This is a genomic window from Arthrobacter sp. P2b, from assembly GCF_900168295.1.
Classification (GTDB): Bacteria; Actinomycetota; Actinomycetes; order Actinomycetales; family Micrococcaceae; genus Arthrobacter.
Genome location: NZ_FVZL01000005.1, coordinates 40,935 through 64,917, shown reverse-complemented (window position 1 = coordinate 64,917; position 23,983 = coordinate 40,935). Strand labels below are relative to the sequence as shown.

Sequence of the window (23,983 nt, the reverse complement as noted above, 5' to 3'; positions counted from 1 at the left end):
GGAGGTTAGGGTGCGGGTGGGGACTAGAGCCCTACTTCGGCTGACTGGAGGAGTGCGACGGCGTCCGGCTGGCCTTCGAACGTGACGAGGGCGTGGCGGGTGCGGCCGTGGGCGTGCATCAGCAGTTCACCCGGCTCGCCGACAATGGCCACCGAGACCGGTGCGCGCTTGGCGACGTGGCGGGGACCCGACGGGCGCACGAGCACGATGCCAAGGTCGACGCCGCGGTACAAAATGGCGGCGCGCTTCACGAGTTCGTCCCACAGGGCGTCGGAGTAGGCCTCGTCCAGGGCCCGTGGCGCCCAGCGGTCCACGGCACGGCGGACGTCCTCGGTGTGCACAAAGTACTCAATGAGGTTGGAGCTTTCGTCCAGCGCCTTGATGTTCATTGGGGAAAGGGCCGGCGGCCCGGCGCGGAAGGTGTTCACCAGCCCGGCATAGTCCTCCGCTGTGGTCAGCTTCGCGGCCAGCCTGGCGGTCGCCTGGTCCGATGCTTTGGCCAGGCGTTTGATGATCAGGCCCAGTCCCACGGCAGCCTTGCGCTCACGCAGGTACAGGTGCGCGGCAAGATCCCTGGTACGCCAGCCCTTGCACAGCGTGGGCGCATCGGGACCGGCCGCAAGCAGGGTCTCGGCCAGGACTTCTCGGGACGGTTCGACGTAATGCATCACTTGTGAAACTAGCACGAGAGGCCGGAAGTTGGGCAGCGTACCTGCGGCTGCTGGCGTGCCTTTGTTCACATCCGATCCGGGTCCGCCGAAGGCACTAGACTTGACCTGATGTCTGAGCAGCCCGCCCCCGTCCAAACCCCCGGTTCCGCCGCGCCCGGAGCCCCCTCCGGCGCCCCTGCAGCGGCCCTCACGGAAAGCCCGTTGCCTTCCGCGCTGGCCGCCGCCCTGAAGCGCGACAGCGCAGGCCTGGTGGCCGCCGTCGTGCAGCAGTTCGACACCAACGAGGTCCTCATGCTCGGCTGGATGGACGACGAAGCCCTCCACCGGACCATGACCACCGGCCGCGTGACGTTCTACTCACGCTCCCGGCAGGAGTACTGGCGCAAGGGGGACACCTCCGGCCACGTCCAGTGGGTAAAGTCCGTTGCCATGGACTGCGACGGCGATGCCCTGCTGGTGCGCGTCGACCAGGTCGGTGCCGCCTGCCACACCGGCACCCGGACCTGCTTCGACGGCCGGGAGCTGAACGTCACCACGGCCCAGGCGGGCTGAAACCGGAGCAGTAGCCGCGGGGGCATCCGCTGCCGTCGCAGCAGCAGCCCGGCCTTCTGCAAGAACATTCAAGGCGTCCGGCCAGGCCGGCCCTCACAAGAACAGGCGGAAAGCATAGCCATGCAGGACCTTGGAATCATCAGCCCGAGCCTGGAGGAATTCCGGGAACTGGCCGGCCACAGCCGTGTCATTCCCGTCAGGCTCAAGGTGCTCGCGGACGCCGAAACTCCCATCGGCCTGTACCGGAAGCTGGCGCAGGGCCAGCCCGGGACATTCCTGATGGAGTCTGCAGCAGTGGGCGGTGCCTGGTCCCGTTACTCGTTTATCGGTGCAAAGTCACGGGCTACCTTGACCACCAAGGACGGAAACGCACACTGGCTGGGGGAGCCGCCGGTGGGAGTGCCGCTGGACGGCAGCCCGGTGGACGCCATCCGCGACACCATCGACGCCCTGCGCACCGACCGGTTCGACGGCCTGCCGCCCTTCACCTCCGGCCTGGTGGGTTTCCTTGGCTGGGAAACGGTCCGGCACTGGGAGCGGCTGGTGAGCCCGCCCGAGGACGACCTGCAGCTGCCGGAAATGGCGCTGAACCTGGTGACTGACATGGCGGTCCACGACAATGTGGACGGCACCGTGCTGCTCATCGCCAACGCCATCAACTTCGACAACAGCTCCGAGCGCGTGGACGAGGCCTGGCACGACGCCGTGGCCCGGGTCAAGGCACTCCTGGCCCAGGTCAGCACCCCGGTGGCGCAGCCTGTCTCGGTCCTGGCACCCGCTGCCCTGGACTTCGCCTCCAGTGTCCAGGAACGCTGGGACGAAGCCGAGTACCTTGCCGCCCTGGACCGCGGCAAGGAAGCCATCGTGGACGGCGAAGTGTTCCAGGTGGTCATCTCGCGCCGCTTCGAAATGGAGTGCAGCGCTTCGGCACTGGACGTCTACCGGGTTTTGCGGAACACCAATCCCAGTCCGTACATGTACATCTTCAGCCTCGAGGACGCCGACGGCCGGGAATACTCCATCGTGGGGTCCTCACCCGAGGCACTGGTCACCGTCACCGGTGAAGAGGTCATCACGCACCCCATCGCCGGCTCCCGGCCGCGCGGCAAAACCGTCGAGGCGGACAAAGCCCTCGCCGAGGAGCTCCTGGCCGACCAGAAGGAACGTGCCGAGCACCTCATGCTCGTGGACCTGTCACGCAACGATCTGTCCAAGGTCTGCGTCGCGGGAACCGTGGACGTCACCCAGTTCATGGAAGTGGAGCGCTTCAGCCACATCATGCACCTGGTGTCCACCGTGGTGGGCGAGCTCGCGCCGCACGCGAAGGCATATGACGTCCTGAAAGCCACGTTCCCGGCGGGCACCCTCTCCGGCGCACCCAAGCCGCGGGCGCTGCGGCTGCTGGACGAGCTGGAACCGCACCGCCGCGGCATCTACGGCGGCGTGGTGGGCTACCTCGATTTCGCCGGCGACATGGACATGGCCATTGCCATCCGCTCTGCCCTGATCAGGGACGGACGCGCGTACGTCCAGGCCGGCGGCGGCATCGTGGCAGACTCCGTCAACCCCACCGAAGCACTCGAAACCGTGAACAAGGCCGCCGCGCCGCTGCGGGCTGTCCACACTGCCGGCTCCCTGCAGAACATCTCGGCGGACTCCCTCCCCGGCGGGACGGACGCCTGATGCCCAACGCGGGACAGGCAGCAGGGCAGGCGGCTGCCGCGGCAAAGGCGGCACCCGCCTGGGCCCGCAAGTCGTCACTGGTGCTGCTGATCGCTGTGCTGGCACTGGCCGTCTTCGGGGCCACCACGCAAACCTGGATGTCCGTCACCGTGAACCCCGACCAGGTGGGCCAGGCCGGGGCTGCACAGGAGGCGCTCGAGGTTCAGGGCAGCAAGGCTGCCACCGCCGTGACCGCCCTTGCCCTGGTGGCCCTCGCGGGCGGGCTCGCGGCCGCCATCGCCGGCAGGATCGCGCGCTGGATCATCACCGCCATCATCGTCCTTGCCTCGGCCGGCATCGTCGCCGCGGCGGCCACCGTCCTGGCCGACCCGCTCGCCGCGGCACAGGGACCCATCGCCGCCGCCACCGGCGTCACCGGCGCCCAGGCGCAGGTGGCGGTGACCGCGTTCCCCACGCTGGCCGTCGTCGCCGGCTGCCTGCTCGCCCTTGCCGCCCTGCTCATCATCCCGGCCGGCCGGTACTGGAAAACCAGGACCAAATATGACGCGCCCACAGCGGCGGGCAGCACAGCAACAGCAGGTCCCGTTGACGAAATCGACAGCTGGGACCGGCTGTCACGCGGTGACGATCCCACCTGACCCCCGCACTGGCCTTCACCGGGCAGCGGACGCGGCCGGCCGATGACCGGTCGCGGGCCAAAAAATGGCAGAATGTAAGCAGTATTCATCCTGAGGAGATTTTCCATGAGCAAAGCACCTGCGTCCGTTTCCAAGTCCGGCACCCGCACGGTAGCCCCCGGCGCCATCGACCACAGCCAGGAACTGGGCCACGGCAACAGCCCGGCAGCCTGGACCTGCGTCATTGTCATGCTGGTCGGCGCGCTGATCATGTCGATCGCCTTCGTCATCGCCAACACCCCCATCTTCATCGCCGGCGGCGGCGTGATGGTGGTCGGCCTGATCCTCGGCTACATCATGCGCAAGGCAGGCTACGGCGTCGAAGGCAGCAAGCTGAAGAACTCCGGCCACTGATGGCAACTGTTCTCGACGACATCAATGCCGGTGTCCGGGAGGATATGGAGGCCAGGAAACGGCTCGTTTCCCTGGCTGAACTGAAAGACCTGGCGCAGGGCGCTGCACCTGCCCGCGACGCCTGGGCAGCCCTCGGCGGCCCCTCGGCGTCCCGCGACCAGCTCAAGGTCATCGCGGAAATCAAGCGGCGCAGTCCCTCCAAAGGCGACCTCGCCAGCATCGGCGATCCCGCCTCGCTGGCCAGGCAGTACGCCGACGGCGGGGCTTCCGTCATCAGCGTCCTCACCGAGCAGCGCCGCTTCAACGGGTCCCTGGCGGACCTCGACGCGGTACGCGCCGCCGTCGACGTCCCCCTGCTGCGCAAGGACTTCACGCTTGACGAATACCAGATCTGGGAAGCCCGCGCCCACGGCGCGGACCTGATCCTCCTGATCGTCGCCGCCCTTTCCGACGCGCAGCTTGCCGAATTCAGTGCCCTCAGCGCCGAACTTGGCATGAGCGTCCTGGTGGAGACGCACACCGAAGAGGAAATTGAACGGGCGGCCGCGGCGGAGGCGCGCATCATCGGCGTCAACGTGCGGAACCTGAAGACGCTCGACGTCGACCGTTCCGTGTTCGCGGCACTGGCGGGGCAGATCCCGGCCGGGGCCCTCGTGGTTGCCGAATCGGGCGTACGGGACGTCGACGACGTCACGCACTACGCCGCAAGCGGCGCCAACGCCGTGCTGGTGGGCGAGGCGCTGGTGAGTCACTCCACCCCCCGGGAGCGGATCGCGGAGTTCACTGCCGCCGGCGCCGCCGCCATCGCCGCACGCGGCTGACCGGCCGCCCTGTACGACGCGCGGCAGGGGTGCCGCGCGAAGAGCAATGGTGCCCGGCATAACTCCCGGCTTCGGCCGGGCCATACTTTTGACCGATCAACTTGAACAGGACGGGACTGATGGCCGACGCACCTTCAGGCAACGCTGACCACAACGCCGCGGAAGCATTCCTGCAGGGCGGCTCGCTCCGGCACGCCCCGGGGCCGTACTTCGGAAACTACGGCGGACGCTGGATGCCCGAATCCCTCATCGCCGCCCTGGACGAACTCGAGGAAACGTTCGACAAGGCCAAGGACGATCCCGAGTTCCGGGCCCAGATCGCGGACCTGAACAAGAACTACTCCGGCCGTCCCTCGCTGCTGACCGAAGCCAAGCGGTTTTCCCAGCATGCCGGGGGAGTCCGGGTATTCCTCAAGCGCGAGGACCTTAACCACACCGGCTCGCACAAGATCAACAACGTGCTGGGCCAGGCGCTGCTCGCCAAGCGCATGGGCAAAACCCGGGTCATCGCCGAGACCGGCGCCGGCCAGCACGGCGTTGCCAGTGCCACCGCCGCGGCCCTCATGGGCCTCGAATGCGTGGTCTATATGGGTGCCGAGGACTGCCGCCGCCAGGCGCTGAACGTCGCCCGCATGGAGCTTCTGGGCGCCACCGTCATTCCCGTCACGAGCGGCTCGCAGACCCTCAAGGACGCCATTAATGACGCCCTCCGGGACTGGGTGGCCAACGTGGACAACACCCACTACCTGCTGGGTACGGCCGCCGGCGCTCACCCGTTCCCCGCGATGGTCCGCTACTTCCATGAGGTCATCGGCGAGGAAGCCCGCGCCCAGATCCTGGACCAGGAAGGACGCCTGCCGGACGCCGTCTGTGCCTGCATCGGCGGCGGGTCCAACGCCATCGGCATCTTCCACGGCTTCCTTGATGATCCGTCGGTCAAGATCTACGGCTTCGAAGCCGGCGGCGACGGCGTGGACACCGGACGCCACGCCGCCACCATCACGCTGGGCAAGCCGGGCGTCCTGCACGGCGCCCGTTCCTACCTCATGCAGGACGATGACGGCCAGACCATCGAGTCCCACTCCATCTCGGCAGGGCTCGACTACCCCGGCGTGGGACCGGAACACTCCTACCTCGCGGACATCGGCCGGGTCAGCTACGAACCCATCACGGACAGCGAAGCCATGGATGCCTTCCGGCTCCTGTGCCGCACCGAGGGCATCATCCCCGCCATCGAGTCCTCGCACGCCCTGGCCGGTGCCATCAAGGTGGGCCAGCGGCTTGCCGCCGAAGACGCAGCTGCCGCAGCGGACAAGATCGTGATCGTGAACCTTTCGGGACGCGGCGACAAGGACGTGGCCACGGCGGCCGAATGGTTTGACCTGCTGGACAAGGAATCCGCGGAATCGGAAATCGGCAAAGAGGGGGAGCAGCTGTGAGCAGCGCACAGATGGCCGGCAAGGCACAGATGACCAGCAAATCGGCGGCAGCCATCGACAAGGCACGCGCCGAAGGCCGTGCCGCCCTCATCGGTTACCTGCCCGCGGGCTACCCCAGCGTGGAAGCGACCATCGCCGCCGGCATCGCACTGGCCGAAAACGGTGCCGACCTGATCGAGATCGGCATTCCCTACTCTGACCCCGTCATGGACGGCCAGGTCATCCAGGCAGCCACCACCGAGGCGCTGGCCAACGGCTTCCGCGTCAGCCAGGTGTTCGACGTGGTGGCCGGCATCACCAGCAAGACCGACGCCGCCGTCCTGGTCATGACCTACTGGAACCCCGTGGTCCGGATGGGCGTGGACGAGTTCTCCCGCCGCCTCTCCGAAGCCGGGGGAGCAGGCCTGATCACCCCCGACCTCATCCCCGACGAGGCCGCAGAATGGATGGCAGCCTCCGACAAGTACGGCCTTGACCGGGTGTTCCTGGTGGCGCCGTCGTCCACCGCCGAGCGCATGCAGCGCACCGTGGATGCGACCCGCGGCTTCGTGTATGCCGTGTCCATCATGGGCGTCACCGGAGCCCGTTCCTCCGTCAGCACCGCCGCGAAGGACGTTGTGGCTGCGGCACATGCCGCCGGTGCTGAGCGTGTGTGCGTGGGACTGGGCGTTTCCACCGCAGACCAGGTGCGCGAGATCGCCGCCTATGCGGAAGGTGTCATCGTGGGCACGGCCCTGGTGGCAGCAGTCCGTGACGGCGGCGTTGACGCCGTCGCTGCCCTCACCAAGGACCTGAGCTCCGGCCTGACACGGGAAGAAGCCTAACCCCATGCAGACCATCCTTCAGGCGGCCGCCCTGGTCCCTGCCCTGGTGCCCGCCAGCATTCCGAGCCCGGACTGGTCCGGGTTCGACATTCCCCTGCCGTGGGGAACGCTGCGCATCCACGCCTACGCCCTGTGCATCCTGGCCGGCATCGTGGTGGGCCTCTGGCTGACCTCCGCCCGCTGGGCAAAGCGCGGCGCGCCTGAAGGAAGCGTCTGGGACATCGTGGTCTGGGCCATCCCGTTCGGCATCATCGGCGGCCGGCTGTACCACGTGTTCTCGTCGCCGGACGCCTACTTCGGGCCGGGCTTCGACGGCACCGGCGACCTCTCGCTGATCCCGCAGATCCAGCGCGGCGGCCTCGGAATCTGGGGCGCCGTGGTGCTCGGCGTCGTGGGCGCCTGGATCGGCTGCCGCCGCAGCGGCGTCAAGCTCACCGCTTTCCTGGACGCCGCCGCACCGGGCCTCCTGCTTGCCCAGGCTGTAGGCCGGTGGGGCAACTACTTCAACCAGGAACTCTTCGGCAGCCCCACCACGCTGCCGTGGGGCCTGCAGATCGACGCCGACAACGCCAACTTCCCGGCAGGCGTGCCTGCCGACACCCTGTTCCACCCGACGTTCCTCTACGAGTCCCTGTGGAACGTGGCGGGCGTCCTGATCCTGCTCGCCCTGGACCGGAAATTCAATTTCCGCCGGAGCAGGCTCTTCTGGCTGTACGCCATGTATTACACCCTGGGCCGGGTCTGGATCGAAGCCATGCGCATTGACGATGCCGAACAGATCTCCCTCTTCGGCATCACCACCAGGCTGAACGTCTGGACCAGCATCCTGGTCTTTTCCGTGGCCCTGGTTGCCTTTATCCTGTTGGGCAGGAAGGGCCGTCCGGAACCGGACAGCGTGTACCTTCCCGGCCGCGAACCGGCGAAAACGGTCGCCGGAAATGCTGCCGGAAACACCGGCGATGAGGTCCGTGATCCGGACCCCGTTGTCTCAGATACTGAAGCGCGTGATAATCTCCCTGATAACCAAAGCGGTTCCAGGCCCACTTCCGCCCCCACGGAAGAGGCCACGGCGGTACCGGCGGGCACCAAGCCCGGCACGGACGCAACGGCTTCCGGACACTCCGGCAGCACAGCCACAGGAACCGCACCCGAGGCCGGCACCAGCAAGTAGCCGCCGGCCACGCAGGGCAGCAGAGCCACCGCTCGGAGCTCCCGAAACCACAACGTCGTGGCATGGGGCCCAGTCTGGTCAGCATAGAGCTGCTGCCGGACGAAGCCCTGGGCAGGGGCCTGCGTAACCGTTAGTTCAGCAGGCCGGGCTGACCTACAATTTCCAGTAAGTAACACTTTGTTGTGCCCATGTGAGCGGTGCCCGACGAGTGGGGCCAATGGTGTCCCTTCCATACGCACGATCAGGAGGAAGGACGTCTCCCATGACCCAAACTCTTCACACTCCCAGCTGGTCCGAACCGGATCAGCCTGAGGCTGCCATGTCGCCGTTCAAGCGCTTCGCAGCCCTGCCGGAGGCCGCCGGGCTCTACAACCCCGAGCAGGAGAAGGACGCCTGCGGTCTTGCGATCATCGCAACACTCCGCGGCGAACCCGGGTACGACATCGTCGACGCCGCCCTCACCGCCCTGCGCAACCTCGAGCACCGCGGTGCCGTGGGCGCCGACGAGGGCACCGGTGACGGCGCAGGCCTCCTGATGCAGATCCCGGACGAGTTCTTCCGGGCCGTCACCGAGTTCGAACTGCCCGCGCCCGGCCAGTACGTGGCCGGCACCGCGTTCCTGCCCGCCGAGCAGCGGGAAGCCGACGCCGCGAAGGCAGGCATCGAGGGCCTCGCCGCCGATGAAGGACTCAAGGTCCTCGGCTGGCGCGAGGTGCCCGTCGTCGCCGACCTCGTCGGCGCCATGGCCCGCGCCTGCATGCCATACTTCTCCCAGCCCTTCCTCGCGTCCGCCACGGGCGAGGAGCTGGACCGCAACGAACTCGACTCGCGCGCCTGGCGTATCCGCAAGCGCGCCCAGAACAAGTTCGGCGTGTACTTCCCGTCGCTGTCCTCGCGCACCATCGTGTACAAGGGCATGCTCACCACCGCCCAGCTGGAGCCGTTCTACCCGGACCTCTCAGACAAGCGGTTCAAGACCAAGCTGGCGATTGTCCACTCCCGGTTCTCCACCAACACCTTCCCGTCCTGGCCGCTCGCGCAGCCGTTCCGGACCATCGCGCACAACGGCGAAATCAACACGGTCAAGGGCAACCGCAACTGGATGCGCGCGCGCCAGTCCCAGCTCGCCAACCCGCTGCTGGGCGATTCGCCCGAAGAGCTGTACCCCATCTGCACCCCCGGCGCGTCCGACTCCGCGTCCTTCGACGAGGTGGCCGAACTCCTCTGGCTGTCCGGGCGGCCCATTACGCACTCGATCATGATGATGATCCCCGAGGCGTGGGAAAACCACGCAACGATGGATCCGGCCCGCCGTGCCTTCTACGAGTACCACTCCCTGCTGATGGAGCCCTGGGACGGCCCCGCCGCCGTCTCCTTCACCGACGGCAACCTGGTGGGCGCAACCCTGGACCGCAACGGCCTGCGCCCCGGACGCTTCTGGATCACCGAGGACGGCCTGATCGTCTTCGCCTCCGAAGTGGGCGTCATCGACGTCGAACCCTCCAAGGTAGTCAAGAAGGGCCGCGTGTCCCCGGGCAAGATGTTCCTGGTGGACACCGAGTCCGGCCGCATCATCGACGACGAAGAGGTCAAGGCTGAGGTTGCCGCCGCCAACCCGTGGGCGGAGTGGGTCAAGGACAACCTGATCGACCTTAACGACCTTCCCGAGCGCGAGCACGTGGTGCACACGGCTGCGTCCGTGAACATCCGCCAGCGCACCTTCGGCTACACCACCGAGGAACTGAAGATCCTGCTGGGCCCCATGGCCCGCACCGGCGCCGAGCCGCTGGGCGCCATGGGATCCGATACCCCGGTGGCCGTGCTGTCCAAGCGCCCCCGCCTGCTGTTCGACTACTTCGTGCAGTCCTTCGCGCAGGTCACCAACCCGCCGCTGGATGCCATCCGCGAAGAGCTGGTCACATCGCTGACGTGCGCCATCGGCCCCAACGGCAACCTCCTGGACACCAAGCAGGTCCGCCAGCCCCAGGTCCAGCTGCCCTTCCCGGTGATCAACAACGACCAGCTCGCCAAGATTGCCAACATCGAGGACGCCGACGGCAACCGCGTGGCCATGAAGGTCCGCGGCCTGTACCGCCCCGAAGGCGGCGAGAACGCCCTGCGCGCCCGGCTCACCGAGATCTGCGAACAGGTTTCCGGAGCCATCAACCGCGGTGTCCAGTACATCGTGCTCTCTGACCGTGACTCCAACGCGCAGTGGGCACCCATCCCGTCGCTGCTGCTGGTTTCCGCCGTGCACCACCACCTGCTCCGCAGTGCCAACCGCACCAAGACCGCCCTGGTGGTCGAGGCCGGCGACGTCCGCGAGACGCACCACGTGGCCGTGCTCATCGGCTACGGCGCTTCGGCGGTCAACCCGTACCTGGCCATGGAATCCGTGGAGCAGCTGATCGCTGCCGGCGACGTCACCGGCGTCACCCCGCAGGACGGCGTCTACAACCTCATCAAGGGCCTCGGCAAGGGCGTCCTGAAAATCATGTCCAAGATGGGCATCTCCACGGTCGCTTCCTACACCGGCGCCCAGACGTTCGAGGCCCTGGGCCTGGGCCAGGAACTGGTGGACGAATTCTTCGCCGGAACCCACTCCCAGCTCGGCGGCGTGGGCCTGGACGTTATTGCGGCCGAGGTCTCGGCCCGCCACCAGATGGCGTACCCTGAGGGCGGCATCGAGCAGCCCCACCGCCCGCTGCTGGGCGGCGGCGAGTACCAGTGGCGCCGCGACGGCGAACCGCACCTGTTCAACCCGGAGACTGTCTTCCGGCTGCAGCACGCAACCCGCGAACGCCGCTACGACATCTTCAAGGCGTACACCAAGGGCGTGGACGACCAGTCCACCAACCTGATGACCCTGCGCGGCCTGCTCAAGTTCAAGAATGAGCGCCCGGCTGTTCCCCTCGAGGAAGTGGAGCCCGTCTCCAGCATCGTCAAGCGGTTCTCCACCGGCGCCATGAGCTATGGCTCCATCTCGCAGGAAGCCCACGAGACGCTGGCCATCGCCATGAACCAGCTGGGCGGCAAGTCCAACACGGGCGAAGGCGGCGAGGACGTGGACCGGCTCCTCGATCCGAAGCGCCGTTCCGCGGTCAAGCAGATCGCGTCCGGACGTTTCGGCGTGACCAGCCTCTACCTGACCAACGCCGACGACATCCAGATCAAGATGGCGCAGGGCGCAAAGCCCGGCGAGGGCGGCCAGCTGATGGCGCAGAAGGTCTACCCGTGGGTGGCCCGCACGCGGCACTCGACCCCCGGCGTCGGACTCATTTCCCCGCCCCCGCACCACGACATCTACTCGATCGAGGACCTCGCGCAGCTCATCTACGATGCGAAGCGCGCCAACCCCTCGGCCCGTGTCCACGTCAAGCTGGTGTCCGAAGTGGGGATCGGTACCGTGGCGTCCGGCGTGACCAAGGCGAAGGCCGACGTCGTACTGGTCTCCGGCCATGACGGCGGAACCGGCGCCTCGCCGCTGAACTCGCTCAAGCACGCCGGTGTCCCGTGGGAGCTCGGCCTTGCCGAGACCCAGCAGACCCTTATGCTCAACGGCCTGCGCGACCGCGTGGTGGTCCAGGTAGACGGCCAGCTCAAGACCGGCCGCGACGTTGTGATCGCTGCGCTGCTGGGCGGCGAGGAATTCGGCTTCGCCACCGCTCCGCTGGTGGTGGAAGGCTGCATCATGATGCGCGTCTGCCACCTGGACACCTGCCCCGTGGGCGTCGCCACGCAGAACCCTGAACTGCGTGCCCGCTTCACCGGCAAGCCCGAGTTCGTGGTCAACTTCTTTGAGTTCCTTGCCGAGGAAGTGCGCGAAATCCTGGCCGAGCTCGGCTTCCGCAGCCTGGAAGAGGCCATCGGCCACGCCGAAGTCCTCGACACCCGGGAAGCGTTGGACCACTGGAAGGCCGACGGCCTGGACCTGGACCCCATCCTGCACGGGCTGGAGTTCGACGACGACGCGCCGCTTCGGAACATGACCGGCCAGAACCATGAGCTGGACAAGCACTTCGACCAGCGCCTGATCACCATGGCCACCGAAGCGCTGACGGACCGCAGCCCGGTGAAGATCGCCGTGGACGTCATCAACACGGACCGTTCCGTGGGCACCATGCTGGGCCACGTCGTCACCAAGACGTTCGGCACGGACGTGCTGGCCACGGACACGATCGACGTCACCCTCAACGGCACCGCCGGCCAGTCGCTGGGCGCCTTCCTGCCCGCCGGCATCACCCTGCGGCTGTACGGTGACTCGAACGACTACGTGGGCAAGGGCCTGTCCGGCGGCCGGATCATCGTCCGCCCGGACCGCACCAACGTGTTCAAGGCCGAGACGAACGTCATTGCCGGCAACGTGATCGGCTACGGCGCCACGAGCGGTGAAATATTCCTGCGCGGCCAGGTGGGCGAACGCTTCCTGGTCCGCAACTCCGGTGCCACGGCCGTCGTCGAAGGCATTGGCGACCACGGCTGCGAGTACATGACCGGCGGCCAGACGCTGATCATCGGACGCACCGGCCGCAACTTCGGCGCCGGCATGTCCGGCGGTACCGCCTACGTCCTGGACCTGGATACTGCCAAGGTCAACAAGGATGCCCTGCAGTCCGGCGAACTCCAGCTCCGCGAGCTGGACGCCGAGGACCGCGACATCGTGCACGGCCTGCTGGTCAAGCACGTGGAAGAAACTGACTCCCAGCTGGCTGCGCGCCTCCTCGAGAACTTCGACGACACCGCAGCCCGCATTACCAAGGTGCTGCCGCGCGACTACGCGGCCGTGCTGCAAACCCGCCTCGACGCCATTGAAGAGGGCCTCGACCCCGACGGCGAAGAAGTGTGGTCTCGAATCCTGGAGGTAACCGGTGGCTGATCCACGCGGATTTTTGAAAGTACGCCAGCGGGAAACCCAGCCACGGCGTCCCGTTCCCGTCCGCATCATGGACTGGAAGGAAGTGTACGAAGCTCAGGAAAAAGGCACCCTGAAGGCCCAGGCCGGCCGCTGCATGGACTGCGGCGTGCCGTTCTGCCACCAGGGCTGCCCGCTGGGCAACCTCATTCCCGAGTGGAATGACCTGATGTGGCGGGACAAGGGCGAGGAAGCGATCGAGCGCCTGCACGCCACGAACAACTTCCCCGAGTTCACCGGCCGCCTGTGCCCTGCCCCGTGCGAGGCATCCTGCGTCCTGGGGATCAACCAGCCTGCCGTCACCATCAAGCAGGTGGAAGTTTCCATCATCGACGAGGCCTGGGACAACAACTGGGTCCACCCGCTGCCCCCGACGCGCCTCACCGGCAAGACCGTCGCCGTCGTTGGCTCCGGCCCTGCCGGCCTCGCCGTCGCACAGCAGCTGACCCGCGTGGGCCACACCGTTGCCGTGTACGAGCGCGACGACAAGATCGGCGGCCTGCTGCGCTACGGCATCCCCGACTTCAAGATGGAAAAGGAGCAGGTGGACCGCCGCGTCGAGCAGATGAAGGCCGAAGGCACCCGCTTCCGGACCGGCGTCGCCGTAGGAACCGACGTGACATGGGAGCAGCTGCGCCGCCGCTATGACGCCGTCGTGGTCTGCACCGGCGCCACCGTCCCGCGCGACCTGCCCATTCCGGGCCGCGACCTGGACGGCATCCACTTCGCCATGGACTACCTGGTGCCGGCGAACCGCGTGGTGGCGGGGGAGACGGTGGAGAACCAGATCAATGCGCAGGGCAAGCACGTTGTCATCCTTGGCGGCGGCGATACCGGCGCGGACTGCCTCGGCACCGCGCACCGGCACGGCGCTGCATCCGTGACCACGCTGGCCATCGGCAAGCAGCCGCCGGCCGAGCGCGCCAGCCACCAGCCCTGGCCGACGTTCCCCACCCTCTTCGAGGTGGCCAGCGCCCACGAGGAAGGCGGCGAGCGGACCTACCTCGCGTCCACCGTGGAATTCGTTGGCGAGAACGGCAAGCTGACCGGCGTGAAGGTTGCCGAGACGGAGTTCGTTGACGGCAAGCGCCTGCCCAAGGCCGGCACCGAGCGGATCATCCCCGCGGACCTGGTGTTCCTGTCCCTGGGTTTCACCGGCGCGGAGCCGGCGGGCATCACCGAACAGGTGCACGCCGAATTCGATGGCCGCGGCAACGTGTCCCGCGACGGCTACTACATGACCAACACCGAAGGTGTCTTCGTGGCGGGCGACGCCGGCCGCGGACAGTCCCTCATCGTGTGGGCCATCGCCGAAGGACGCGCCGCCGCCGCAGCCGTGGACAAGTACCTGATGGGAAGCACCATCCTGCCGGCTCCCGTCGCGCCGACGGACCGCGCCATCGCCGTCCTCTAATGCAGCACCGGGGGCTTAAGTTCACCCCCGCGACAACTTAACCAATGCAAGAGACCAATAGGGTAGGTATATGAGACGCGCAAAAATTGTGGCTACTTTCGGCCCGGCAATTGCCAGCTATGAGAACACCCTCGCGGTGCTCCAAGCCGGCGTTGACGTCGCCCGGATGAACATGAGCCACGGCGATTACTCCGTGCATGACAACACCTATGACAACGTCCGCAAGGCAGCGTCCGACCTCGGCAAGCCCGTGGCGATCATGGCCGACCTGCAGGGTCCGAAGATCCGCCTGGGCCGGTTTGTCGACGGTCCCCACGCCCTTGCCGAGGGTGACACCTTCACCATCACCACCGAAGACGTTCCGGGCACCAAGGACATCTGCTCCACCACCCTGAAGAGCCTCACCGAAGACGTCAACGTGGGCGATGCCCTGCTGATCGACGACGGCAAGGTGGCCCTGCGTGCCATCGAGGTGGACGACGTCAAGGTTGTAGCCACCGTAACCGTGGGCGGCATGGTGTCCAACAACAAGGGCATCAACCTGCCCGGTGTTGCCGTCAACGTCCCCGCGCTGAGCGAAAAGGACGAGGACGATCTGCGCTGGGCCATCCGCCGCGGCGTTGACCTGGTTGCCCTGTCCTTCGTGCGTGACGCCACGGACATCAAGCGCGTGCACGAGATCATGGACGAAGAAGGCCGCCGCGTGCCGGTCATCGCCAAGATCGAAAAGCCGCAGGCCGTAGACCAGCTCCACGAGATCATTGACGCGTTCGACGCGATCATGGTGGCCCGTGGCGACCTGGGCGTGGAGCTTCCGTTGGAGGAAGTGCCGATCGTGCAGAAGCGCGCAATCGAGCTGGCCCGCCGCTGGGCCAAGCCGGTCATCGTGGCAACCCAGGTGCTGGAATCCATGATCGACAACCCGCGCCCCACCCGTGCAGAGGCTTCCGACTGCGCCAACGCGGTGCTCGACGGTGCCGACGCCGTGATGCTTTCCGGTGAGACCAGCGTGGGCAAGTACCCGATCGAAACCGTCAAGGTCATGGCCCGGATCATCGAATCCACCGAGGTCCACGGCCTGGAGCGCGTCCCCCCGCTGGGGACCAAGCCCAAGACCCGTGGCGGCGCCATCACGCGTGCCGCCGTCGAAATCGCCGACCAGCTGGACGCCAAGTACATCTGTGCGTTCACGCAGTCCGGCGACTCCGCACGCCGCCTCTCGCGTCTGCGCCCCATCAAGCCGGTCTTCGCCTTCACCCCGGTGGAGCAGGTCTGGAACCAGCTGGCCCTCACCTGGGGCATCCAGCCGGTGCTGGTGCAGATGGTGGACCACACCGATGCCATGACGGCACAGGTTGACCGCAGCCTGATGGAGATGGACCTCGTGCAGGACGGTGACCTGGTGGTCATCGCTGCCGGTTCCCCTCCCGGAAAGGCCGGTTCCACGAACTCGCTGAAGGTGCACAAGGTGGGCGACCTCGCCGACTCCACCCGCGCGGGGGAAGTCACCAGCAACAAGGAAAAGCTCGGCCCCTGGCCGGAAAAGAAGAAGAAGGCCTAGCCTTTCTGACAACGAAAAGGACCCCTGCCGATTGGCGGGGGTCCTTTTTGTTTGGAACGACGGTTAGTTCACCTGATTGATAATGGTCTCGGCCACTTCGCGCATGCTGAGGCGGCGGTCCATGGAGGTCTTCTGGATCCAGCGGAAGGCTTCCGGCTCCGTCAGGCCCATCTTGGTGGTTAGGAGGCTCTTGGCGCGCTCCACGAGCTTGCGGGTGGCGAACTGTTCCTGCAGGTCGGAGACCTCGCTTTCGAGGGCCTTGATCTCCTCGTGGCGGGAGAGTGCGATCTCGAGCGCGGGGATGAGGTCTGCGGGGGTGAAGGGCTTGACCACGTAGGCCATGGCGCCGGCGTCGCGGGCGCGCTCCACGAGTTCCTTTTGGCTGAAGGCGGTCAGCAGCACCACGGGGGCGATGCGGGCCTTGACGATCTTCTCGGCTGCGGAGATGCCGTCCATAACGGGCATCTTGACGTCCATCAGGACCAGGTCCGGCTTTAGTTCCTCGGCGAGCTGGACGGCCTTTTCGCCGTTGTCCGCCTCACCCACTACGTCATAGCCTTCGCCGCGCAGGATCTCGATGATGTCGAGGCGGATGAGGGTTTCATCCTCGGCCACAATGACGCGGCGCGCCGGCTGGGACGTGGGTTTTGACTCCGTCTGTTCAGTCACGGGATCTCCTTGGAAAGGTACGGCGGGGACATCACTATCTTAGGTGCCCCCGGTCCTGTACTTGATCTGCATGGTCGGTTGCGGCGTCGGCGGCGCGATTCTGGAATTCAGCCTATCTGCATGTAGAGTAATTCCGCGTACGTGAAGCAATCGCGTTGCTCACAGTCAGCTGTGGGCGTACTCTTTGGCTCCATGTATTCCGCGCCCGAGTGGCGGAATTGGCAGACGCGCCGCACTCAAAATGCGGTATCGAAAGGTGTGTGGGTTCGAGTCCCACCTCGGGCACAGTGTTTCCGCAGGTCAAGGGCCTGTTTCCTCTTTGGGTGTTGACAAAACCGCCCAAGGTGTTGACAGCGGCGTACCGTTTTTGGTGTGGCAAGCATTCGGAAACGCACCAAAAAGGACGGCTCGTCGTCCTACATGGTCTTGTGGCGGGACCCGAAGAGCCGCGAGCAGCAGGGCCTGACAGTTGCCACGATCGTCGAAGCTGAAACCCTGAAGAGGCTTCTCGACGCCAACGGCCAGTCGTTCGAAATCGCGCAGCATGCCATGCTCTCCAACGAGAAGCGCACACCTACCGTTGCTGAAGTCATTCAGGAGCACATCGACCTGCTGATCCGCCCGTCGAGCGGAACCACGAAGACGTACCAGACGATGCTGGACCTGCATATCCGGAACGTCATCGGCCACGTGCCCGTGGACAAACTCGATTACCGGCTGATCGCGCACTGGGTGAAGTCGATGATGGCGAAGGGCAAGGCCCCGAAGACTATTCACAACGTGCATGGCCTGATCTCGGCAGCCATGAATACGGCGGAGATGCTCGGCTACATCACGCGGAACCCCTGCCGTGGGGTGCAGCTACCGGGCGTTGAGAAGGCCGAGGACGAGGCGATGTTCCTTACCCATGCGGAGTTCAGCCTCATCATGGAGGGGATGGGGGAGCGGTACAAGGCCTTCACCAACTTCCTGGTCATGACCGGTACCCGTTTCGGGGAGGCCACCGCCCTATCTGTCGCTGACGTCGACCTGCTCTCGAAACCGCCTACGGCCCGGATCAACAAGGCCTGGAAACGGGACGGCCAGAACCAGTTTTACATTGGGGCGACGAAGACAGGTGCCGGTAAACGGACCATCGGGCTGAACCCCGCGCTTGTGGAATTGCTGATCCCGTTGGTGGCGAGCAGGCCCGGGAAGGAACTTGTGTTCACGACGCCCAAGGGCGAGCGCATCATCCACAAGCTCTACTGGCACCACTACTGGGTGCCTGCCGTTCGCACCGCCCAAGCAATTGGCCTGACCAAGAACCCCCGCATCCACGACCTCCGCCACACCCACGCGTCCTGGCTGATCCAGGACGGGGTGCCCTTGTTCACTATCTCGCGCCGACTCGGGCATGCCTCCACTCGGACTACAGAGCAGGTGTACGGGCACTTGATGCCGGAGGCCCTGCAGGCTGGTGCTGACGCGACTGAGCGGTCGATAACGGCCTTTCTCCGCTGACTGCGTCTACAGTGCGTCGGCCTGGATGCACGGGCAAAAATGCGAGGGTTTGCTCCAGCACGTCTTCGGTCATGTCGCTAAATCCCCCGGAGTGCATGAATCTGAGAAACATGCACCATTCCTTGGGAGTTGTCGTGGACATCGAATTCTTTGAGCCCGCAGAAGCCGCGGCGCTGATGCGCTGCACAGAGTCCTGGTTGCGTGATGGCGCAACTAGTGGACGCTTCCCTCACGCTTGCTGGGGAAAGGGCAAGATCATCTTCACCTCGGAACACATCCTGGAAATCGCCAAGTTGAGTGAGATCCTCCCCGGCAGCACGGGTTCCTCGCTCTCCGGCACTGGGCCCGTGACGAAGGAAAGGCTCATCGGTACTCGGTCCAGAGTCAGACTGGCTACGGCGCGTTGAGCAAACGTGACGTTTCCCGTGAGGGCGATGGTTCGAACAGTTGAGGCAACCAATGGCACCCGTAGCGGACCCCGGAGAGTACTAATGGCGCGGACGTGTGGCAGGCGCCACGGACCCGGTTACCTGCGGCAGGTGGTGGTCAAAGCTAGCGTGGAACAACGCCCTGTAACCAAAAGGACCATTAAGACCACCTGTTCTCCCGCCGAAGCCCTGGCCGCTGTCATCGCAATGATGCTGGCTGGGTCATTAGTAGGTTGTGACGCCGCAGCCAACGCTTACGAAATCATCGAGGCTGCTCCAGGCGCCGCCGCCGCTGCGCCGGCCGCTGTAAGTGACGCCGTCAAGGCCCTTGTACAACTGGAGAGCATGCGGGTGAAGGGGCGCGCTCCGAAGACCGGCTACACCCGCGATGAGTTTGGGCCGGCGTGGGCTGACGTTGACCGCAACGGCTGCGATACCCGCAATGACATTCTCGCCCGCGACATGACGAACGAGACGTTCAAGTCAGGCACCAACAACTGCGTGGTCGTGACAGGAAGGCTGGCGGACAAGTACACCGGCACCACCATTAACTTCACCCGCGGACAAGACACCAGCTCCGATGTCCAGATCGACCACATCGTCGCTCTCAGCGACGCCTGGCAGAAGGGCGCACAGCAGCTCAATGAGGTCCGGCGCAAGGAACTTGCCAATGATCCGCTGAACCTTATGGCCGTCGACGGTCCAACCAACAGCGCCAAAGGCGACAAAGACGCTGCCACGTGGCTGCCTCCGAACGAGGCTTTCCGGTGCGAGTACGTCACCCGCCAAACTGCTATCAAAGCGAAATACAGTCTTTGGCTCACGCAGGCCGAGTGGGACGCAATCGTGAGGACACTGAAAGGCTGCATTGGATGAGGGCACGAAGCGCCACCTAGTTGATGACTACGTTCATAGGCCGTTAAGGAGATCTACGGCGTACAGCATGAGCTCAGCCGCATTGGTTTCGTTGAAGAGGTGCTCCTCGACACCTTCGTGTCTCGGACGACAGCACATAGGCACACCCGCGTCACATAGGCATGGTCTCCGATCCTGGTTGTAATCTTCGACTAGACATCTAATTGGGGGAATCATGCAGTTCAAACCTGCCGCCGGGATCTTCGTAGGCGGCGTCACAATGTCTATCTGTGCGCCGCTCCTCAGCAGCGCATCGGGTTTCTTCGCGACCATGGCATTCGCTCCGGGCGATCAGTCCCTGGCAAGCATCTTTACCGCCATTGCCGTGCTCGGTGGCATCCTGGCCCTGATCGGGTTCATCATGGTCGTAGTTGCTACCTACCGAGCCTTGGTGAAGATCGACGCACTCCCGATTGCCCCCACAGCACGTCCCCGAGAGCCCTGGCCAACAGATCGTTAGCCCTGGCGAACGGGCTTGAGGTCAGCTCGTATAGTCACGAGCTCCACGAACCATGTGCACGTTGTTCGGCGATAAAGGCTCCGAGGGTCGGTTCGTAGGGCTGCTGCATCGAAGGCCGCACATTCCTTGCTCATACGCTCCTAAACTTCCCCAGCGAGCGTCCCAGCCAGGCAGATAGCCGCTTTGTTCGTGGCTTGATCCCGGCCGGCAATTTCCGGTTCAGGTCCCAGGACTTCACTTCTTCAGCCTCCCAAATTTCGAACTGATCGTCGGCACGGTTGCCGTGCCTGTACTCTGCTTCCTCCCAGAAGACGGGCAGCGCGTCCAGGAACACCACGTGCCGGCCATCGGGCAGGTCCAGTTGAGGAATCAGGTCATCGGGGCGCTCGGTCAGGACCCAGCCGGTGAAGTCCCGGCCCTTGATGACCTTCCAGCCACCGGCAACGAACACGCCATGCCGCGGCACTGTTCCGCTTTTCAAGACGCTGAGGGCCATGTCGGCGAAGCCTTCCAGGACAGCTTCGTCTCCGGCCTCCACACCCACGAAAAGTTCGACGGCGTGGTGGCGGGCGTCCGGGCCGTACGGGCTGGCGCCCGCGGAGGCGTAGAAGTGGACGCCCCGGCGGCTGGTGCCGGCGGGCCATTCGAAGACTCCCAGCTGCTGACGATGAAAGAGTGCAGCAGCCGGTCCGGGTTTTCGTCGAGGAACATACCTTGACATCGGGCTACTAGTTCGTGGATATGGGTCACTTGAACCCTCGCGGACGCAATGACGGAAAGGCTTCACCTTCACCGGCCCGTGTTTCTGACGTTCAGTCTTGACGGAACGTCGACGTCTGCTGGTTCGAGCTCGGGACGGACCCTGCGGAACCTCAGGGAATGCCGGAACGATTGGCCGGACCAAGCCGCGTCGGCAAGGACCTCAACGACGACGGGATCAACGAGCGTCAGCTCGGTCGGTGACGCGTCACGATTGAAGCGGTCCAGGGTTGTGCCCTTCACCACCGATGGCCAGGGGTGGATTCCCGCGGGCGGCCGCAACCAGGGGGCAAGTGCCCTGCTGTCAGCAGGTTTCAACGTGGAGCTGCGGCCGACGATTCGCAGCTCGCCATCGATAGGCAGCCCGGCCACGATCTCGGTCGGTCGCTCCATGGGTCCGATGACGGCAGCGCAAATGACGTCCACCTCTGAGACGTGCTTGGCCTTAAGCCAGATTCGTTTCCCGCCCATGTAGGCCTGACGGCTGCTCTTGGCCATCAGTCCTTCCATGCCAGCCCCGGCAAGACCTTCGAACCACTGGTGTGCGAGGTCCCGTTCAGTCGTTTGAGGGGATAGCGAGAGCGGGGGAGCCCAGACCGTTGCCAGCTCCTCCAGCAGGGTGCGACGATCCGCCAGCGTCAGGTCCCTGGCGTCGTGTCCGGCTACACCGAGAATGTCGAAGCAGACAAAATGGACCGGGCTCTCTGCAGCCATAGATTGCAGTCTCTCCCTTCCTGCGGACAACCTGCGCTGGAGGGCTTCAAAGTTCAACCTCCCCTCTGACCACACCACAGCTTCGCCATCGACTACGCAACCAGGCAGAACCATGGACGCTGCCGCCTCTGCCAGGTCCGGAAAATACCGTGTCAGCTCTTTGCCCTGGCGCGACCATATGCCCACCCGGTCGCGGTCCCGAAAAATTAGGACCCGGTAGCCGTCGAACTTCGGCTCGAAAAGCATCTGACCAGGCAACGCTGCAGGCGGAGGAACGCCCTTCACAGCCTTCGCCAACACCACCTCCAGCGGCGGGTGAAGCGACGGAGGAATTACCTGACCAGGCTCTGCCATGCCCTCAGAATAGGCCTTTCTGTGAGGATGCAATATTTAAAAGGGTGCGCTGATGAATCTGAGCGCTGGTCGATTTGTCGCTACCCGTATTTGCACGACGTGTGAAGGGCGAATGGTCTTCGGAACTCAATATGCCCCTGCGGAGCGTGACATACAACGTGGTGGCTCAAGTGGATGGCGGCCTGCAGAACGCAATCAACTTGATAAGGGACAACAACTGACACTTGGCCGCAGTGAAGGGCCACACCACGTCCACGCTCGCTGGAGCGCGCCGGGCTTTTTCCGCAGAACGAGTGGCAGAACCGGTACAGGGGAACGGATAAGAAGCGACTCAAGAACCGATAGAAAGACCCCCGTGAAGCAGAGTATATTCACCCGCGTGCCCCAGCTCGCCAAGGCCAACCTGAACGCCCTCGTGGACTCCGCGGAAGACCCGCAGAAGATGCTGGACCAGATGGTCCGCGAATACTCGAACAACATCCGCGAGGCCGAGGCCCCCGTCGGCCAGACCATCGGCAACCTCCAGATGGCCGAGGACGACCACGCCCGGGCCGTGAACGACGCCAACACCTGGGGCAACAAGGCGATCGCGCCTCCCGGAAGGCCGACGAGTTCCGCGCCGCCGGGAAAAGTGTCGACGCCCACAAGTTCGATGCCCTCGCCAAGGTCGCCCTCGGCCAGTAGATGACCGCCGAATCCACCGCCAAGGCCCAGGAGCCGAACCTGGCAGCGCAGAATCAGGTCCTCGACAAGCTCAAGGGGGCACGACCAGATGCGGGACAAGCTGCCGAGCTGACCGCAAAGCGCAACCAACTGGTCAACTCGCTCGCTCCCGCGTCGCCGCCCCACAGTCCCAGGTCCACGATGCGCTCAAAGCCCTGGACGCCGGATGCCCGACCTCTGCCGTCGGCCGGTACGAGGAGAACATCCGCCGCCAGAAAGGCACCTCCTGGGCCAGCAGGAACTCGCCACCTCATCCCTGGAGGCGCAGTTGGCCTCCCTGGAAGACCTCGGCGAGCAGACCGAAGTGGAAGCACGGCTCGCAGCTCTCAAGTCCATCGACCGGAAGGCCATCGACTACTAGGACGCACCGCCTTCTTCTGATTTTGTTGTGCTGCTTGGTGCCTTAGGCATCTTCACGTTCCGGATTTTCCAGTCGGAAAAAGTTGGACTGGTTTCCGTCGCTTCGCTGCTCTTGATAGATGAAATTGAGTCGGCGGGCATCAAATGTGTTGAACCATTCCTCCCAGCTGACGCGGCGCAGGTTCTTGTCCTCGCCGCCAAAATCGATGCGCAGAACGCCCAGGTGGTCACCATGCTCCGTGCCCTCAACGGTTGCCGGAGTGCCACCGCGTTCTTCAGCCCACTGCCTGATGACCTCGCGATGAGTGGTCGCTAAGCTGCGGCCTTCGCGTTCAGCCTCATCCTCCGTCGAAGTAATTTCCTGCGAATACTTCAGTGACTTGGAGGAGGCTTCGCCATGCCGGATCTTGCCGCCTTCCGGACCGGCGCCCAAGTCCTCCGGATCAGTATCCTCACCTTTGCCTCTGCTGGCTCCGCCTGCCTTCGATCGGGCGTTGACCACTTCCTTCACCAGGTCTTCCTTGCGCATCCCGGATGCGCCGGCAATGTTTTCCTCCCTGGCCTCCTGGCGGAGTTCGTCCACCTTCATCTTGCGCAGCTCGGTTTCGCTCACATCCGGGGTGTTCGGAGTATCGTTGCCCGGTGTATCAGCGCCATGCTGCTTGCTGCCGCCTTTCCGACCGGTGCTCACGTCGTCCGTATCCGAACCGTCACCTTGGTCTTCGTCCCCATTGCCCTTCGATCGGGCGTTGGCGACTTTCTTCACCAGCTCTTCCTTGCGCATCCCGGATGCGCCGGCAATATTTTCGTCCCTGGCCTCCTGGCGGAGTTCGTCCACCTTCATCTTGCGCAGTTCTGTTTCGCTCACATCCGGGGTGTTGGGCGTCTGATTACCAGGCTTGTCGCTCATAGCATTCCTCCTCTGACGGGACCAGCAAAATAATAAGGCTGCTTACTGTCTAGTCCGTGTCGGGAACGCCGTCAAGCTTGCATCTAGTGTGAAAGCCGTCGACCATACT

At 65.0% G+C, this 23,983-nt stretch carries 20 protein-coding genes, 1 tRNA gene and 1 pseudogene; 17 read left to right on the top strand and 5 right to left on the bottom strand.

Annotated elements, in window-relative coordinates; translation table 11 throughout:
- Positions 1–23 precede the first annotated feature (23 nt).
- Positions 24–668 (bottom strand): TIGR03085 family metal-binding protein, encoded by a 645-nt coding sequence (locus B5520_RS10795; protein WP_079597230.1) that lies wholly within the window; start codon positions 666–668, stop codon positions 24–26.
- Between the two features lie 111 nt (positions 669–779).
- Here B5520_RS10795 and hisI point away from each other — a divergent pair, with 111 nt between their 5' ends.
- From hisI to pyk, 11 genes are all read left to right on the top strand, one after another.
- Positions 780–1,223: a phosphoribosyl-AMP cyclohydrolase gene (hisI, locus tag B5520_RS10790; protein ID WP_079597070.1), complete on the top strand. Its 444-nt coding sequence runs from the start codon at positions 780–782 to the stop codon at positions 1,221–1,223.
- 120 nt (positions 1,224–1,343) lie between these two features.
- On the top strand, positions 1,344–2,906 hold the full coding sequence (locus tag B5520_RS10785; protein ID WP_079597069.1) for an anthranilate synthase component I: 1,563 nt from the start codon (positions 1,344–1,346) through the stop codon (positions 2,904–2,906).
- Entirely contained in the window at positions 2,906–3,544 is a 639-nt protein-coding gene (locus B5520_RS10780) for a Trp biosynthesis-associated membrane protein (RefSeq protein ID WP_079597068.1), read from the top strand. Before B5520_RS10785 ends, B5520_RS10780 begins: the two co-directional genes overlap by 1 nt.
- Before the next feature lie 105 nt (positions 3,545–3,649).
- Positions 3,650–3,937 carry an HGxxPAAW family protein gene (locus B5520_RS10775; protein ID WP_079597067.1) on the top strand — a complete coding sequence of 96 codons (288 nt, stop codon included), beginning with the start codon at positions 3,650–3,652 and terminating at the stop codon, positions 3,935–3,937.
- Positions 3,937–4,758, top strand: a complete 822-nt coding sequence (gene trpC / locus B5520_RS10770; RefSeq protein ID WP_079597066.1) for an indole-3-glycerol phosphate synthase TrpC — start codon at positions 3,937–3,939, stop codon at positions 4,756–4,758. The genes B5520_RS10775 and trpC overlap by 1 nt, the downstream gene beginning before the upstream one ends.
- Before the next feature lie 119 nt (positions 4,759–4,877).
- A complete protein-coding gene (trpB, locus tag B5520_RS10765; RefSeq protein WP_079597065.1) occupies positions 4,878–6,197 on the top strand; it encodes a tryptophan synthase subunit beta in 1,320 nt (439 codons plus the stop codon).
- A gap of 11 nt (positions 6,198–6,208) precedes the next feature.
- Positions 6,209–7,021, top strand: a complete 813-nt coding sequence (gene trpA / locus B5520_RS10760) for a tryptophan synthase subunit alpha (protein ID WP_079597229.1) — start codon at positions 6,209–6,211, stop codon at positions 7,019–7,021.
- A gap of 4 nt (positions 7,022–7,025) precedes the next feature.
- On the top strand, positions 7,026–8,192 hold the full coding sequence (lgt, locus tag B5520_RS10755) for a prolipoprotein diacylglyceryl transferase (protein ID WP_079597064.1): 1,167 nt from the start codon (positions 7,026–7,028) through the stop codon (positions 8,190–8,192).
- 262 nt (positions 8,193–8,454) lie between these two features.
- Complete coding sequence (gene gltB / locus B5520_RS10750; protein ID WP_079597063.1) at positions 8,455–13,068, top strand: glutamate synthase large subunit; 4,614 nt, start codon at positions 8,455–8,457, stop codon at positions 13,066–13,068.
- Positions 13,061–14,518: a glutamate synthase subunit beta gene (locus B5520_RS10745; protein WP_079597062.1), complete on the top strand. Its 1,458-nt coding sequence runs from the start codon at positions 13,061–13,063 to the stop codon at positions 14,516–14,518. Before gltB ends, B5520_RS10745 begins: the two co-directional genes overlap by 8 nt.
- Positions 14,519–14,588: 70 nt before the next feature.
- Positions 14,589–16,079 carry a pyruvate kinase gene (gene pyk, locus B5520_RS10740; RefSeq protein WP_079597061.1) on the top strand — a complete coding sequence of 497 codons (1,491 nt, stop codon included), beginning with the start codon at positions 14,589–14,591 and terminating at the stop codon, positions 16,077–16,079.
- A 63-nt stretch (positions 16,080–16,142) separates the two neighbouring features.
- Here the strand turns inward: pyk and B5520_RS10735 are convergent, their stop codons facing one another.
- Entirely contained in the window at positions 16,143–16,748 is a 606-nt protein-coding gene (locus B5520_RS10735) for an ANTAR domain-containing response regulator (RefSeq protein WP_009358190.1), read from the bottom strand.
- A 203-nt stretch (positions 16,749–16,951) separates the two neighbouring features.
- Here B5520_RS10735 and B5520_RS10730 point away from each other — a divergent pair.
- The 5 genes from B5520_RS10730 (at position 16,952) to B5520_RS10710 (ending at position 20,054) form a co-directional block, all read left to right on the top strand.
- A tRNA-Leu gene (locus B5520_RS10730) sits at positions 16,952–17,033 on the top strand.
- 87 nt (positions 17,034–17,120) lie between these two features.
- Positions 17,121–18,251, top strand: a complete 1,131-nt coding sequence (locus tag B5520_RS10725) for a tyrosine-type recombinase/integrase (RefSeq protein WP_079597060.1) — start codon at positions 17,121–17,123, stop codon at positions 18,249–18,251.
- A 134-nt stretch (positions 18,252–18,385) separates the two neighbouring features.
- Positions 18,386–18,658, top strand: coding sequence for a hypothetical protein (locus B5520_RS10720; RefSeq protein ID WP_139386240.1), 273 nt, complete (start codon positions 18,386–18,388; stop codon positions 18,656–18,658).
- Between the two features lie 150 nt (positions 18,659–18,808).
- On the top strand, positions 18,809–19,555 hold the full coding sequence (locus tag B5520_RS10715; protein WP_254865547.1) for an HNH endonuclease family protein: 747 nt from the start codon (positions 18,809–18,811) through the stop codon (positions 19,553–19,555).
- A 214-nt stretch (positions 19,556–19,769) separates the two neighbouring features.
- Positions 19,770–20,054 carry a hypothetical protein gene (locus tag B5520_RS10710; RefSeq protein WP_079597058.1) on the top strand — a complete coding sequence of 95 codons (285 nt, stop codon included), beginning with the start codon at positions 19,770–19,772 and terminating at the stop codon, positions 20,052–20,054.
- Between the two features lie 130 nt (positions 20,055–20,184).
- Here the strand turns inward: B5520_RS10710 and B5520_RS10705 are convergent, their stop codons facing one another.
- Together B5520_RS10705 and B5520_RS10700 are read right to left on the bottom strand one after the other, a co-directional pair.
- Positions 20,185–20,775: a suppressor of fused domain protein gene (locus B5520_RS10705; protein WP_079597057.1), complete on the bottom strand. Its 591-nt coding sequence runs from the start codon at positions 20,773–20,775 to the stop codon at positions 20,185–20,187.
- Positions 20,776–20,843: 68 nt separating this feature from the next.
- Positions 20,844–21,773, bottom strand: coding sequence for an ATP-dependent DNA ligase (locus tag B5520_RS10700; protein WP_368483724.1), 930 nt, complete (start codon positions 21,771–21,773; stop codon positions 20,844–20,846).
- A gap of 463 nt (positions 21,774–22,236) precedes the next feature.
- On the opposite strand from B5520_RS10700, the pseudogene B5520_RS10695 reads away from it, so the two are divergent.
- A pseudogene (locus tag B5520_RS10695) lies at positions 22,237–22,965 on the top strand (PspA/IM30 family protein).
- 42 nt (positions 22,966–23,007) lie between these two features.
- Here the strand turns inward: B5520_RS10695 and B5520_RS10690 are convergent.
- A complete protein-coding gene (locus B5520_RS10690; protein WP_079597055.1) occupies positions 23,008–23,874 on the bottom strand; it encodes a Rho termination factor N-terminal domain-containing protein in 867 nt (288 codons plus the stop codon).
- Positions 23,875–23,983: the final 109 nt, after the last annotated feature.

Excerpts from the sequence above, each read along its gene's own strand:
- trpB (WP_079597065.1), top strand. The coding sequence starts at position 4,878 with ATGGCCGACGCACCTTCAGGCAACGCTGACCACAACGCCGCGGAAGCA.
- B5520_RS10785 (WP_079597069.1), top strand. The coding sequence starts at position 1,344 with ATGCAGGACCTTGGAATCATCAGCCCGAGCCTGGAGGAATTCCGGGAA.
- lgt (WP_079597064.1), top strand. The coding sequence starts at position 7,026 with ATGCAGACCATCCTTCAGGCGGCCGCCCTGGTCCCTGCCCTGGTGCCC.
- hisI (WP_079597070.1), top strand. The coding sequence starts at position 780 with ATGTCTGAGCAGCCCGCCCCCGTCCAAACCCCCGGTTCCGCCGCGCCC.
- B5520_RS10775 (WP_079597067.1), top strand. The coding sequence starts at position 3,650 with ATGAGCAAAGCACCTGCGTCCGTTTCCAAGTCCGGCACCCGCACGGTA.
- B5520_RS10780 (WP_079597068.1), top strand. The coding sequence starts at position 2,906 with ATGCCCAACGCGGGACAGGCAGCAGGGCAGGCGGCTGCCGCGGCAAAG.
- B5520_RS10710 (WP_079597058.1), top strand. The coding sequence starts at position 19,770 with ATGCAGTTCAAACCTGCCGCCGGGATCTTCGTAGGCGGCGTCACAATG.
- gltB (WP_079597063.1), top strand. The coding sequence starts at position 8,455 with ATGACCCAAACTCTTCACACTCCCAGCTGGTCCGAACCGGATCAGCCT.
- pyk (WP_079597061.1), top strand. The coding sequence starts at position 14,589 with ATGAGACGCGCAAAAATTGTGGCTACTTTCGGCCCGGCAATTGCCAGC.
- B5520_RS10705 (WP_079597057.1), bottom strand. The coding sequence starts at position 20,775 with ATGTCAAGGTATGTTCCTCGACGAAAACCCGGACCGGCTGCTGCACTC.
- B5520_RS10700 (WP_368483724.1), bottom strand. The coding sequence starts at position 21,773 with ATGCTTTTCGAGCCGAAGTTCGACGGCTACCGGGTCCTAATTTTTCGG.
- trpA (WP_079597229.1), top strand. The coding sequence starts at position 6,209 with ATGGCCGGCAAGGCACAGATGACCAGCAAATCGGCGGCAGCCATCGAC.
- B5520_RS10795 (WP_079597230.1), bottom strand. The coding sequence starts at position 668 with ATGCATTACGTCGAACCGTCCCGAGAAGTCCTGGCCGAGACCCTGCTT.
- B5520_RS10690 (WP_079597055.1), bottom strand. The coding sequence starts at position 23,874 with ATGAGCGACAAGCCTGGTAATCAGACGCCCAACACCCCGGATGTGAGC.
- trpC (WP_079597066.1), top strand. The coding sequence starts at position 3,937 with ATGGCAACTGTTCTCGACGACATCAATGCCGGTGTCCGGGAGGATATG.